Origin of the sequence: uncultured Aquincola sp. (assembly GCF_964001545.1) — a bacterium.
Taxonomy (GTDB): Bacteria; Pseudomonadota; Gammaproteobacteria; order Burkholderiales; family Burkholderiaceae_C; genus Aquincola.
In genome coordinates, this window is sequence record NZ_CAXFDV010000295.1 from 1 (window position 1) to 11,978 (window position 11,978).

The window sequence follows — 11,978 nt, forward strand, 5'->3', positions numbered from 1 at the left end:
GCCTGGGCCTTCGGCGCGCTGGGCCTGCAAGACCGTGCCCGCCACCTGGCCACGCTGTACCTGAACGACCTGGCCGATGTGCTGCGCGACGCCATCGACCCGCGCTTCGAGTTCGTGCGCTATGCCGAGCAGCTGGCCGCCAGCCAGCCCAGCTTCGACCCGCTGGCCGCCGCCCTGGCCGCGCCGCACAACCTGGTGGATGAACGCCTGTGTGCGCTGGCGCTGCAGGCCGTGGCGCGCCACCAGCCGCGCCTGTTGCTGCTGTCGGTGCCCTTTCCGGGCGCCATGTACGCGGCGCTGCGCATCGCGCAGGCGGTGAAGGCGGCGCATCCGCAGGTGGCCATTGCGCTGGGCGGTGGCTTCGTCAACACCGAGCTGCGCGAGCTGGCCGAGCCGCGCCTGTTCGACTTCGTCGACTATGTGACGCTGGACGCGGGCGAGCGGCCGCTGCTGGCGCTGATCGACCACCTGCAGGGCCGGCGCTCGCGCCAGCGGCTGGTGCGCAGCTTCGCGCGCGACGAGGCCAGCCGCGCGGTGCGTTACCTTCACATGCCCGAGCCCGAGGTGCCCTTCGACGAAGTGGGCACGCCCACCTGGGACGGCCTGCCGCTGGACAAGTACCTGTCGCTGCTGGACATGCTCAACCCGATGAACCGGCTCTGGAGCGACGGCCGCTGGAACAAGCTGACGGTGGCCCATGGCTGCTACTGGAAGAAGTGCAGCTTCTGCGACGTGAGCCTGGACTACATCGCCCGCTATGAGCAGGCCAGCGCCAAGACGCTGGTGGACCGCATCGAGGCCATCGTGCAGGAAACGGGGCAGACGGGCTTTCACTTCGTGGACGAAGCCGCGCCGCCCAAAGCCTTGTGGGGCCTGGCCGACGAGCTGCAGCGCCGCAAGCTGGACATCTCGTGGTGGGGCAACGTGCGCTTCGAGAAGACCTTCACCCCCGAGCTGTGCGAAGCCCTGGCCGCCAGCGGCTGCGTGGCGATCTCGGGCGGGCTGGAAGTGGCCTCGGACCGGCTGCTCAAGCTGATGAAAAAGGGCGTGTCGGTGGAGCAGGTGGCGCGGGTGACGCGCGCCTTCAGCGAGGCCGGCATCCTGGTGCATGCCTACCTGATGTACGGCTTTCCGACGCAGACGGTGCAGGACACGGTGGACGCGCTGGAATACGTGCGCCAGCTGTTCGAGCAGGGCTGCATCCAGAGCGGCTTTTTCCACCGCTTCGCCTGCACCGTGCACAGCCCGGTGGGGCAAGACCCCGAGGCCTACGGCGTGCAGCTGCAGCCGCTGCCGCCCGGCACGTTCGCCAAGAACGACGTGGCCTTCATCGACCCCACCGGCACCGACCATGACGCGATGGGCCGGGCGCTGAAGAAGGCCATCTACAACTACATGCACGGCATCGGCCTGGAAGCCGACGTGCGCAGCTGGTTCGACGTGCGGGTGCCCAAGCCCACCGTCGCGCGCCACCGCATCGCGCGGGCGCTGCAGCAGCCCGCCTGAGGCCGCCCGCCGGCGTGCCCGCCGCGCCGCCCGCCAAGCACAGCTTTGCGGGGCTTACCCCAATAACCCTTGTGCACTTTTACCGGGCCTGGCCAGGCGCGTCAGGCCAATTTGTTACAGCAGCCGGGTGTGCTGCGCCTGTTGCAAATTGACCTGGCGCCGACCGCCGGCACTGCTTAATTTCGCAGGACCACCGCCGAAACACGTCGCTTCCCCATCACAGCGAGTTGTCTGTCATGTCGTTTGCGAATTTGAAGATCGGCACCCGCCTGGCGCTGGCATTTTCGGTGGTGTTCGCACTGCTGTTGGCCATCGTCGCCCTGAGCACTGCGGGCCTGAGCCGCACGGCCCAGACCATGGACCGCGTAGTTAGTGATCGCTATGCTCAGATCGCGCTCAGCAACACGATCAAGTCCATGGGTGACAAGGGGGTGATCACCATCGGCCGGGTGCTGCTGGCCACCGAAGAAGCCCAGCTCAAAAAGCACCTCGATGATTACGCCGCCATTCGTTCGGCCAATGCCGAAAACCTGAAGAAGTTTGAATCGCTGCTCAGCTCTGATGAAACTCGTGCGATTTTCGAAGAGCAGACCAAGGCCCGCAAGGAATATGGCGCCGTGGTGGCCAAGGTATTTGAGCTGATGAAAGCCGGCCAGCGTGAGCAGGCCATGGCCGTTTACCAGAACGACCTGCCCGAGCCGCAGAAAAAATACTATGCGCTGATCGACAAGATGGTGGCGCACCAGGCCGACAGCATGGCCGAGGACGTGGTGCAGGCGCAGGTCAGCGCCCACGATGCCAAGCTGCAGATGCTGGTGGCTTCGCTGCTGGCGGTGGTGCTGGGCGCCGTCACGGCCTGGGCCATCACGCGTTCGGTCACCCGCCCGATCCAGAAGGCCATCGACCTGGCCGAAGCCGTGGCCGCCGGCAACCTGACCTACCGCACCGAGCACAGCAGCCGCGACGAAGTGGGCCGCCTGATGACGGCGCTGCAGAACATGGTGCACAGCCTGCACGCCATCGTCTCGCAGGTGCGCGGCGGCGCCGACACCATCACCAGCGCCGCGGCCGAGGTGTCGCAAGGCAACCATGACCTGTCCAACCGCACCGAGCAGCAGGCCAGCGCGCTGCAGGAAACCGCCTCGGCGATGGAGCAGCTGACCGCCGCGGTGAAGATCAGCGCCGCCAGCGCCGACGAAGCCAGCAAGTCGGCCGTGTCCGCCTCGCAGATCGCGGTGCAGGGCGGTGAAGTGGTCGAGCGCGTGGTGGGCTCCATGGCCTCCATCGCCAGCTCGTCCAAGCGCATCGTCGAGATCATCGACGTGATCGACGGCATCGCCTTCCAGACCAACATCCTGGCGCTGAACGCAGCGGTGGAAGCCGCCCGCGCCGGCGAGCAGGGCCGCGGCTTTGCCGTGGTGGCCGGTGAGGTGCGCAGCCTGGCCCAGCGCAGCGCGCTGGCCGCCAAGGAGATCAAGGGCCTGATCGACGCCTCGGTGAGCCAGGTGGACGAAGGCAGCAAGATGGTGGAACAGGCCGGCGCCACGATGAGCGAGGTGGTGGCCAGCATCGGCCGCGTGCGCGACATCGTGGCCGAGATCAGCGCCGCCAGCCGCGAGCAGAGCATCGGCATCGAGCAGGTGAGCAGCACCGTGCAGCAGATGGACGACAGCACGCAGCAGAACGCGGCGATGGTGGAGCAAAGCAGCGCCTCGGCGCGCGCGATGAAGGAGCAGGCGCAACAACTCACCGGCGTGGTGAGCGCCTTTGCCCTTTAAACCGCGACCCCAGGGAGGAACACCATGAATCCGTTGCACGACGATGCAACCGCGCCCGCGCGCGCCCAGACCCGGGCGGTGCAGGCCTTCATCGATGCACACCGCGCGCAGGGCTACCGCCATGCCGCACTCGACCCGCTGGGCGAGGCGAGGCCGCTGGGCCCGCAACGCCTGTCGCCCGCGCACTTCGGCCTGACGGCCGGCGACGCGGTGCACCCCGAAGGCGGCCACTGGCGTGGCGTCCGCCAGGTGCAGGCGCTGGATGCGCTGCTCAAGGCCGCGTACTGCGGCAGCCTGGTGCTGGACGCTTCGGCGGTGCGCGACGAGGCGCGCTGCCGCTGGCTGCACGAGCAGATGGAAACCCGCTTCCTGCTGCCGCTGCCCACCGGCACCGCGCTGCTCGACCGCCTGGTCGATGCGCAGGCCTGGGAGCACTACGTGGCCGAGCGTTACCCCGACGGCAAGCGCTTCTCGCTGGAAGGCTGCGAAGCGCTGCTGCCGCTGATGGACGCGCTGGTGCACGGCGCCGCCGCCACCGGCGTGGGCGAGGTGTTCATCGGCATGCCGCACCGTGGCCGCGTGAACCTGCTGGTCAACCTGATGGGCGTGCCCGCCGCGCGGCTGCTGGACCAGTTCGAGCCGGTGCCGGCCGACCCCGCCAGCCACACCGACCTGGTCTACCACCACGGCGCCGCCCGCCGGCTGGCCACGCCGGCGGGCGAGGTGATGCTGCGCCTGGCGCACAACCCTTCGCACCTGCAGAGCGTGTACCCGGTGGTGATGGGCATGACCCACGCCGCCATCGCCCGTGGCCGCTCGGCGATGGCCATCGTGATGCATGGCGACGCGGCCTTCGCCGGCCAGGGCGTGGTGATGGAAACGCTGGCGCTGACGCAAAAGCCCGGCTATGCCGTCGGCGGCACGGTGCATGTGGTCATCAACAACCAGGTGGGCTTCACCGAACGCAACCCGATGGATGCGCAGCGCGCCCGCTACTGCACCGATGTGACGCGCGGCGTGGACGCCCCCGTGCTGCGCGTGAATGCCGATGCGCCCGAAGAGGTGCTGCGGGCGGCCGCCATCGCGGTGGCCTACCGCCAGCGCTTTGCCACCGACGTGGTCATCGACCTGATCGGCTACCGCCGCCTGGGCCATTCCGAGCATGACGCGCCCAAGGTCACGCACCCGCTGGGCTATGCACTCACCGCGCGCAAGCCGTCGGTGGTGGAGGTGTATGGCGCCGCGCTGGCCGCCACCCAGGGCCATGACGATGCGGACATCACCGCCCGCATCGCGGCGCGCCGCGCGGCCGCCCGGGCCGTGTACGCGCAACCGGCCGCCGATGCAGCGCCAGGCTGCGGCCTGCCGGTGCAAAGCCTGCCCGCTGCCACGCGCGCGCCGCAGCACTTCGGCCGCACCGAGATGCAGGCCGCCATTGCGTCGATGACGCACTGGCCGGTGGGCTTCGTGCCGCACCCGGTGATCGAGCGGCTGGTGCAGTACTGGCAAGGCTGCGCCGAGGGCCGCCACGGCCTGGTGGACTGGTGCCTGGCCGAAAACCTGGCCTATGCCAGCCTGCTGCAGGCCGGTGTGGACGTGCGGGTCTCGGGCCTGGACGTGCAGCGCGGCACCTTCATGCACCGCCATGCGGTGTGGCACGACCAGGAGCCGCAGCCCGAGCAGCCGGCGCAGTTCGTGCCGCTGTGGCAGCTGGGCGGCGCGGCGCGCTTCGACGTCGTCAATTCGGTGCTGTCGGAAGAAGCGGTGCTGGGCTTCGAGTACGGCTACAGCGTGCAGGCCCCGCGGTCGCTGACGGTGTGGGAGGCGCAGTTCGGCGACTTCGTCAACGGCGCGCAGGTCTACATCGATCAGTACATCGCGGCCGGCCAAGAGAAGTGGGGCTACCGCTGCCCGCTGACCCTGCTGCTGCCCCACGGCTATGAAGGCGTGGGCCCGGAGCATTCCAACGCCCACCTTGCCCGCTTCCTGCAGCTGTGCGGCGCCGACAACCTGCGGGTGGCCTACCCCAGCACCGCCGGGCAGTTCTACAAACTGCTGCGGGCGCAGGCCCTGGCCGCAGAGCCCAAGCCGCTGGTGGTGATGACGCCCAAGGCCGTGATGCTGGCCGATGCCGATTCGCACACGCCGGTGGCCGAGCTGCTGGAAGGCGACTTCCAGCCGGTGCTGGGCGATGCGCATGGGGCCGATGCGCAGGCCGTGCGCCGCGTGGTGCTGTGCAGCGGCAAGCTGCACCATGTGCTGCACCGCGCCCGCGTGGCGCAGCACCGCGAGGACGTGGCGCTGCTGCGGCTGGAGGCGCTGTACCCCTTCCCGGCCGAGGCGCTGCGCGCCGCGCTGGCGGCCTACCCGAAGGCCCGCACCGTGGTGTGGGCCCAGGAAGAAACGCCGAACCAGGGCGCCTGGCACTTCGTGCGCGACGACATCGCGGCGCAGCTGCCGCCGGGGGCCACGCTGCAGTGCGTGGCGCGGCCGGCCACGGCGGCGGGGGCCACCTCCTCGTACCTGCTGCACGGGCAGCAGGAGCGTGAGCTGGTGGCCCGCGCGCTGGGCACTAGTTGACGGCGCAGAGCACCGGGTTGGCCACCGCCGCCGGCGGCGGCTGGTCGGCCAACCAGGTGTTCACCGGCACCAGGGTGACGGCGCAGTTGGCATCGACCACCAGGTCGAACACATGCCACCAGCCGTTGCTGCCTTCGCCGGCCGGCGGGGTGAACACGTTGAGCGCGCCGCCGCGGCTCAGTTCCACCCGCACCGGCGAGCCCGTCATGCCGGGGTCGAAGGTGCCGGAGTAGTTGTGCACCGCATAGCGGTAGGTGCCCTGCATCAGCCGCGTGATGGTCACCACCTCGGGGCCGAAGCTGTCGGTGTCGTCCACGTCCAGGTTGGCGAAGGGTGCGGCCACCAGGTCGCCCGGTGCAGCGAAGTAGACGTGCGCGCCATCGGGCACCAGCAGGTGCGAGTCCACGTCTTCCGGCTTGGCGCCCCAGGTGAGCTTGATGTTGATGCCCGCGGTGGTGAAGGCCGTGACCAGGCAGTTGGGCAGCGTCGCATCGGCCGCGGTGGTGGCCGCTTCCACGCGCAGCGTGTTGGTCAGGCGGTCGCCGGTGAGCGCGGCCAGCGTGAGCACGCCACCCCGCTTGACCGGGATGATGAAGCTGCCGTCGGCCCCGGTGGCCGCGCGCGAGCTGCCTGAATAGTCGATGCCGTCGCTGGACACCAGCGCGCCGGCCACCGGCTGGTTGTTGGCGTCGCGCACGCAGCCGGTCAGGCGGATGGTCTCGATCGCCTGGTCGGCGTTCCAGGTGCTGAAGTGGCTGACCGTGCCTTCGTAGTAGCGGTCGGCGCCGCTGCCCTGCAGCGTGGCCGTGCCTTCCTGCACCCAGCGGCCGGTGGTGGTGTCCATGTAGAACAGCGGCACCGTGGCCGGGATGTTCGCCGAACGGCTGGCCAGCGGAATGCGCAGCGTCGCGGTGCGGTTGGGCGCCAGGTTGTAGGCGGCACCCGAAGCATCGCGGATGTCGATCTGCATCGCGCCGAAGCTTTCGATGATCTGCGGCGCCTCGGCACTGCCGGCAGTGAAGTCGCCCGGCATCAGACCGGCGTTCAGCGCCGGGTTGATCGGCGTCACCGACACGGTGACGCTGGCTGCGGCAGCGCCGCCATCGCTGCGCACCAGGCCGGCGGCCGGCAGGCGCACCAGCGCGGGCGTGCCGGGCACCGTCACGTCGGCACCGGCGGCCACCGTCACCGTGGCGCTGGCGGCCACCGGCAGCAGCTGGGCCGTCAAGGCGCTGGCCTGGCCTTCCTGCACGGCGGTGATGCGCACCGTGGGCGCAAAGCCCGGTGCTTCCACCCGCGCCACGCTGCGCGCACCCACCGGCGCCTGCAGCGTGAAGCTGCCATCGGCCGCCGTGGTGGCGCGCACGCCGGCCACGTCCACCGTGGCGCCGGCCACTGCGCTGCCGTCGGCGGCCGACTGCACCCGGCCCTGCACCGTGCCCAGCACCGCCGGCGGGTTGGGCGCGGGCGACGTGCCGCTGCTGTCGTCGTCGCTGCTGCCGCCGTCACCGCCGAAACAGCCGGCCAACACCACCCCGGCCAGGGCGCACAGCACCCACAGTCGCAGCCATCGCATCCACTTCATGGTTTTCTCCTGCTGATTGACTTCATCGGCCTTGAAGGCCGTCGTCGATTCTTCGCAGGGGGTGGGGGGTGGCCGTCCCCCCCCTTCGAGCGAATTACACCGTGTGACGTGGCTGTCATGAACGGCCGGTTGTCGAAAGTGCGGGCGCTCGATCGTCGTGGGTGTTCCAAGGAGAGCCCCATGAGCGACCACACCTCTGCCCCTCGTACCGCCGTCAACCCGGTGCCGCCGTGCAACGGCGCCATTCCTTACCTGGTGGTGCGTGGCGCCACCGACGCCATCACCTACTACCAGCGCGCGCTGGGTGCGCAGCTGGTGTTCCGGCTCGACGCGCCCGACGGCAGCGTGATGCATGCCGAGATGACGGTCGGCAGCGCCCGCTTCATGCTGTGCGAGGAGCGGCCGCAATACGGCGCGCTGAGCCCGCTGGCCGTGGGCGGCACCAGCACCACCGCGGTGGTGTACGTGCCTGACGTGGATGCGCAGATGGCCGCCGCGGTGGCCGCGGGCGGGCGCATCGGCATGCCGGTGGCCGACCAGTTCTGGGGTGACCGCTCAGGCCAGTTCACCGACCCCTTCGGCCACCAGTGGATGCTGTCCACCCACCTCGAAGACCCGACGCTCGAGCAGATGCGCGAGCGGCTGCAGGCGATGTTCGCGCAGCAGCCGCCGCAAGGCTGCACCGGCGGCCCCGCGGACGCTTGAACCGGGCTATGCCGCTGCGCGGCGGGCCGATGGCGCGGTGACGCTGTCGTCGTCGGCCAGCAGCGCCTGGCGCGTGGCGGCCAGCAGCGCGCGGCCCTGCGCGTTGTCGCCCAGCGCGCGGGCCATCTGCAGCCCGCCCACCATCGTGGCGGCGACGGCGGCCGCACGCTCGGGCAGCGCGCCTTCGGGCAGCACCGCGCGCACGCTGTCGATGAAGCGCTGCACGCGTGCGGCCGAGGCCTCGCGCACCTCGTCGGGCTGGCGCGGCATTTCAGACAGCAGCGCTGCCAGCGCGCAGCCCTCTTCGGCCTCGGCCAGGTGGGCATGGCCCAGGTACACCTCCACCAAGGCCCGCAACGGGCTGGCCCCGCGGGCGCGACGGCGGGCGGCGTTGGTGGCCAGGCGGGCGGCGCTTTGCTCGCCCGCGCGCTGGATGGCTTCGGCCAGCATCGCATTGCGCGAGCTGAAGTGGGCATAGAAGCCGCCGTGCGTGAGGCCGGCTTCCTTCATCAGGTCGGCGACGCCGGTGCCCTGGTAGCCGGTGCGGCGGATGGCACGCGAGGCCGTGTCCACGATGCGCTCGTGCGTGGCCTCGCGACGCTGGGTCTTGGCATTCATATGACGGTGATCATAGAAGCCCTGAGCCCGACCGCGTTCACAGCTTGGGAATGCGCAGGGTCTTGCTGGCCATCAAGGTGCCCGACAGCACGAACAGCAGCGCCAGCGGGTGCAGCACCCACGGGCCCAGCTGCCAGGCGCCGCCCCACAGCGCATCGCCCACGGCGCCCTGCCCCATGGCCAGCGCCAGCACGCCGGTGAGCGCCACGCTGGTGGGGATGGGCGTGCCCTCGAAGTACTTGACCTTGTCGCCGCCGGCCGACAGGGTTTCGGCGGTGACGTTGAAGCGCGCCAGCCGGCTGACGCCGCAGCACACGAAGTAGGTCAGCGCCACCGCGTCCCAGCCGCCTTGCAGGCCGGCCGCGAAGGCCAGCGTGGCCGGGCCCACGCCGAAGGAGATGACGTCGGCCAGCGAGTCCAGCTCGCGCCCGAGGATGGAGGCCTGCTGCCGCCAGCGGGCCACGCGCCCGTCCAGCACGTCGAACATCAGGGCCGCGGGCGCCATCGCCGCGGCCCACCAGAAGTGGGCCACGTCGCCGCTGAGCAAAAAGCGCATGGCCAGCAGCACCGAGGCCACACCGCAGGCGGCATTGGTCAGCGTGAAGAAGTCGGCCAGCTGGAAGTCGCGGACCATCGAAAAGTGCCGCGTGCCCGTGGCGTGCGCGGCAGGCGGTTGCTTGGTGTGTGACAAAGCCATGGCGGTCTCCGGTGTGTTGGCAGTGGACACCACGAGAGGCTGCGGCAACAGCCGCCGCGGTCGTATTGCACTGTCGGTGCCCGCCTACGCAACACGCCAGCATATCGATCGATTTGTTGCTCAAGTTGCGAATCAAAGCGACGAAGTGATAGCGGTGGCAGGCAGTGGATGTCACTCGAATCACATCAAACCCTCTCCAAGAACGGGGCCCACCGCATGCCGCTCTCTACCCATCTGACCGACCCGCCGCCGTGGAAGGTGCTGATCGTCGACGACGATCCCGCCTGCCATGAGCGCCTTCGAGCAGCCCTTTCGCCGATGACCTACCTGGGCCGCCCGCTCGAAGTGCTGTGCGCGGGCGGCATGGCCGACGCCCGCACGCTGCTGGACCACGCCCACACCGACATCGCGGTGGCCGTGATCACACCGGTCAAGCAGGTGCCCGGCGCAGCCCGGGCGCTGGCCGAACACGTGCGCTACCGGCTGCACAACCAGGGCATGCGCCTGCTGCTGCACACCCACCTGAGTCCGGCGGCGCCCAAGTTGTCGGCACTGCAGGCCTGCGACTTCAATGGCTACCTGGACCGCGGCGCCCGCGATGCGGCCCCGGTGTGGGCCGGCGTGCTGGTGGCGCTGCGCGCCCACCACGAGGTGACCAGCCTGCTGCGCGCCATCGAAGAGTTGCGGCACCGCTCGATCACCGACCCGCTGACCGGCCTGAACAACCCCAGCACGCTGCGCCAGACCTTGACCCGCGCCTTGAGCGGCGGCCAGCGCCGCCACGAGCCGCTGACGGTGCTGTTCCTGGATGTCGACCACTTCAAGCTGATCAACGACGAGCAGGGCCACCTGCGCGGCGACGAGATCCTGCGCGCGGTGGGCAGCGTGCTGCGCAGCAACTCGCGCATGGAAGACACCTGCTACCGCTACGGCGGTGACGAGTTCCTGGTGATCCTGCCCAACTGCACCGCGGCGCAGGTGGAAGCCAACTACCTGCCCCGCCTGCTGGCCGCCTTCCAGGAGGTGGGCATCAGCGTCAGCCATGGCGCCGCAGACGCCGGCCCGCGCTGCTATCCCTCGGCCGACGAGCTGATCCGTTGCGCCGACGAACGCATGTACCAGCGCAAGCGCGCCCAGCGTCGCGCGCCCGAGGGAATACTCCGCCCCACTGCTGCGTAAGCCCTGGTGCCGGGGTGCACGGTGCACCGCGGAACACCATTGCAGGAGTGAGCGAGATGATCCATACCACCATGGCGGGCCGGGCCCTGTGCGTTGCCGGCCTTCTGGCGCTGCCCCTGGCCAGCCAGGCCTTCAGCGGCATCACCGACAACAGCGGCGACTTCCTGCCCACCTTCGCGGGCAGCGCCAGCAGCACCGATTTGGACGTGGTCAGTGCCACCGTCAGGTACGACGCCGCGCGCGACCTGTTCGAGCTGAGCAGCACCATGGCCGGCGCCATCGGCCAGACGCCCAAGGGCTTTTACGTGTGGGGCGTCAACCGTGGCCAGGGCGTGGCCACCTTCGCGGCCAACGGCATCGACGGCGTGCGCTTCGATGCGGTGGTGCTGCTGCGGCCCGACGGCACCGGCAACATCGGCGGCGGCGCCAGCCTCGCGGCGGGCTCGGTGAAGGTCTCGGGCAACACCATCACCGGCTACGTCAGCGGCGCGCTGCTGCCGTCCAACGGTTTCAACAAGCTGGACTACACCTGGAACCTGTGGCCGCGCGACGGCGCCTTCACCGGCTTTGCCGCGATCTCCGACTTCGCGCCGGACAACGCCAGCTTCACCACCACCGCCGCCGCGCTGGTGCCCGAGCCGGGCACCTATGCGCTGATGCTGGCCGGCCTGGGCGCAGTGGCCTGGGCACGCCGCGGCAAGCGCCGTCAAGCCTGATCGGCCAGAGGCCGTGCGGCGCGTTCGGCATGCGCCTTGCGCGGCTGCTGCGCCGTACGATCGCCCCGCGTGACGGTCCCACCCGCACGCGGGCGGTCAGCCGTACCCCGCACCATCGCGCCGGACGCGGCCGCTCCTTCATCCATGACACGAGGAGTACCCATGTCCCTACGCCCCGCCTTGCGCGCGTGCCTGTTCCTGTTCGGCCTCAGCCTGGCCGCCAGCAGCCACGCCACGCTGCCCCAGTTCGGTTCCATGGTGGTGTTCGGCGACAGCCTGTCGGACAACGGCAACCTGCTGGCCGCCACGCAAGGCATGGCGCCGCCCCTGCCGCCCTCGGCTTCGCCGAACCGCACCTATGACGCGGGCCGCTTCTCCAACGGCCCGGTGGCGGTGGAACGGCTGTGGAGCAGCGTGTCGCGCTCACGCCAGGCCGAGATCAAGCCCTTCCTGGCACCGCCGGTGGGCCTGCCCAGGAAGGGCGCAGTGAGCTTTGCCTTCGGCGGCGCGGGCACCGAGTACCAGAACGGCATCCCGGCCAGCACCGCCACGGTGCCCGGCGTGCTCGGTCAGGTGAAGATGTACACCGACGCGCTGGGGCCCAAGCGCGCACC

At 70.2% G+C, this 11,978-nt stretch carries 9 protein-coding genes and 1 pseudogene; 7 read left to right on the plus strand and 3 right to left on the minus strand.

All coding sequences use genetic code 11. The annotated features are described in order from the left end of the window. The 3 genes from ABNT58_RS10430 to ABNT58_RS10440 all read left to right on the plus strand — a co-directional run. Nucleotides 1-1,506: B12-binding domain-containing radical SAM protein (locus ABNT58_RS10430; protein ID WP_348753417.1), on the plus strand; the 1,506-nt coding region annotated here is incomplete at its 5' end. Nucleotides 1,507-1,742: 236 nt separating this feature from the next. Next, the gene (locus ABNT58_RS10435; RefSeq protein ID WP_348753418.1) at nt 1,743-3,284 is read left to right on the plus strand and encodes a methyl-accepting chemotaxis protein; all 1,542 of its coding nucleotides are present in this window, start codon (nt 1,743-1,745) and stop codon (nt 3,282-3,284) included. 24 nt (nt 3,285-3,308) lie between these two features. Next, entirely contained in the window at nt 3,309-5,864 is a 2,556-nt protein-coding gene (locus ABNT58_RS10440) for a 2-oxoglutarate dehydrogenase E1 component (RefSeq protein ID WP_348753419.1), read from the plus strand. Here ABNT58_RS10440 and ABNT58_RS10445 read toward each other — a convergent pair. Next, entirely contained in the window at nt 5,857-7,449 is a 1,593-nt protein-coding gene (locus ABNT58_RS10445; protein ID WP_348753420.1) for a carboxypeptidase regulatory-like domain-containing protein, read from the minus strand. The two genes, ABNT58_RS10440 and ABNT58_RS10445, sit on opposite strands and share 8 nt — an antisense overlap. 180 nt (nt 7,450-7,629) lie before the next feature. Between ABNT58_RS10445 and ABNT58_RS10450 the strand changes: the two genes are divergently transcribed. Then, entirely contained in the window at nt 7,630-8,154 is a 525-nt protein-coding gene (locus ABNT58_RS10450; RefSeq protein WP_348753421.1) for a VOC family protein, read from the plus strand. 6 nt (nt 8,155-8,160) lie between these two features. Here the strand turns inward: ABNT58_RS10450 and ABNT58_RS10455 are convergent, their stop codons facing one another. After that, complete coding sequence (locus tag ABNT58_RS10455) at nt 8,161-8,772, minus strand: TetR/AcrR family transcriptional regulator (protein WP_348753422.1); 612 nt, start codon at nt 8,770-8,772, stop codon at nt 8,161-8,163. A 37-nt stretch (nt 8,773-8,809) separates the two neighbouring features. Then, on the minus strand, nt 8,810-9,469 hold the full coding sequence (locus ABNT58_RS10460) for a CDP-alcohol phosphatidyltransferase family protein (RefSeq protein ID WP_348753423.1): 660 nt from the start codon (nt 9,467-9,469) through the stop codon (nt 8,810-8,812). Between the two features lie 216 nt (nt 9,470-9,685). On the opposite strand from ABNT58_RS10460, the gene ABNT58_RS10465 reads away from it, so the two are divergent. From ABNT58_RS10465 to ABNT58_RS10475, 3 genes and pseudogenes are all read left to right on the plus strand, one after another. Next, on the plus strand, nt 9,686-10,648 hold the full coding sequence (locus ABNT58_RS10465) for a diguanylate cyclase (protein ID WP_348753424.1): 963 nt from the start codon (nt 9,686-9,688) through the stop codon (nt 10,646-10,648). 56 nt (nt 10,649-10,704) lie between these two features. Beyond that, a complete protein-coding gene (locus ABNT58_RS10470) occupies nt 10,705-11,364 on the plus strand; it encodes a PEP-CTERM sorting domain-containing protein (protein ID WP_348753425.1) in 660 nt (219 codons plus the stop codon). A 162-nt stretch (nt 11,365-11,526) separates the two neighbouring features. Continuing rightward, a pseudogene (locus tag ABNT58_RS10475) lies at nt 11,527-11,978 on the plus strand (hypothetical protein); the annotation flags it as partial.

What these genes read in the sequence shown, in the direction of transcription:
- ABNT58_RS10455 (WP_348753422.1), bottom strand. Translation starts at nt 8,772, where the DNA reads ATGAATGCCAAGACCCAGCGTCGCGAGGCCACGCACGAGCGCATCGTG.
- ABNT58_RS10470 (WP_348753425.1), top strand. Translation starts at nt 10,705, where the DNA reads ATGATCCATACCACCATGGCGGGCCGGGCCCTGTGCGTTGCCGGCCTT.
- ABNT58_RS10450 (WP_348753421.1), top strand. Translation starts at nt 7,630, where the DNA reads ATGAGCGACCACACCTCTGCCCCTCGTACCGCCGTCAACCCGGTGCCG.
- ABNT58_RS10435 (WP_348753418.1), top strand. Translation starts at nt 1,743, where the DNA reads ATGTCGTTTGCGAATTTGAAGATCGGCACCCGCCTGGCGCTGGCATTT.
- ABNT58_RS10460 (WP_348753423.1), bottom strand. Translation starts at nt 9,469, where the DNA reads ATGGCTTTGTCACACACCAAGCAACCGCCTGCCGCGCACGCCACGGGC.
- ABNT58_RS10445 (WP_348753420.1), bottom strand. Translation starts at nt 7,449, where the DNA reads ATGAAGTGGATGCGATGGCTGCGACTGTGGGTGCTGTGCGCCCTGGCC.
- ABNT58_RS10465 (WP_348753424.1), top strand. Translation starts at nt 9,686, where the DNA reads ATGCCGCTCTCTACCCATCTGACCGACCCGCCGCCGTGGAAGGTGCTG.
- ABNT58_RS10440 (WP_348753419.1), top strand. Translation starts at nt 3,309, where the DNA reads ATGAATCCGTTGCACGACGATGCAACCGCGCCCGCGCGCGCCCAGACC.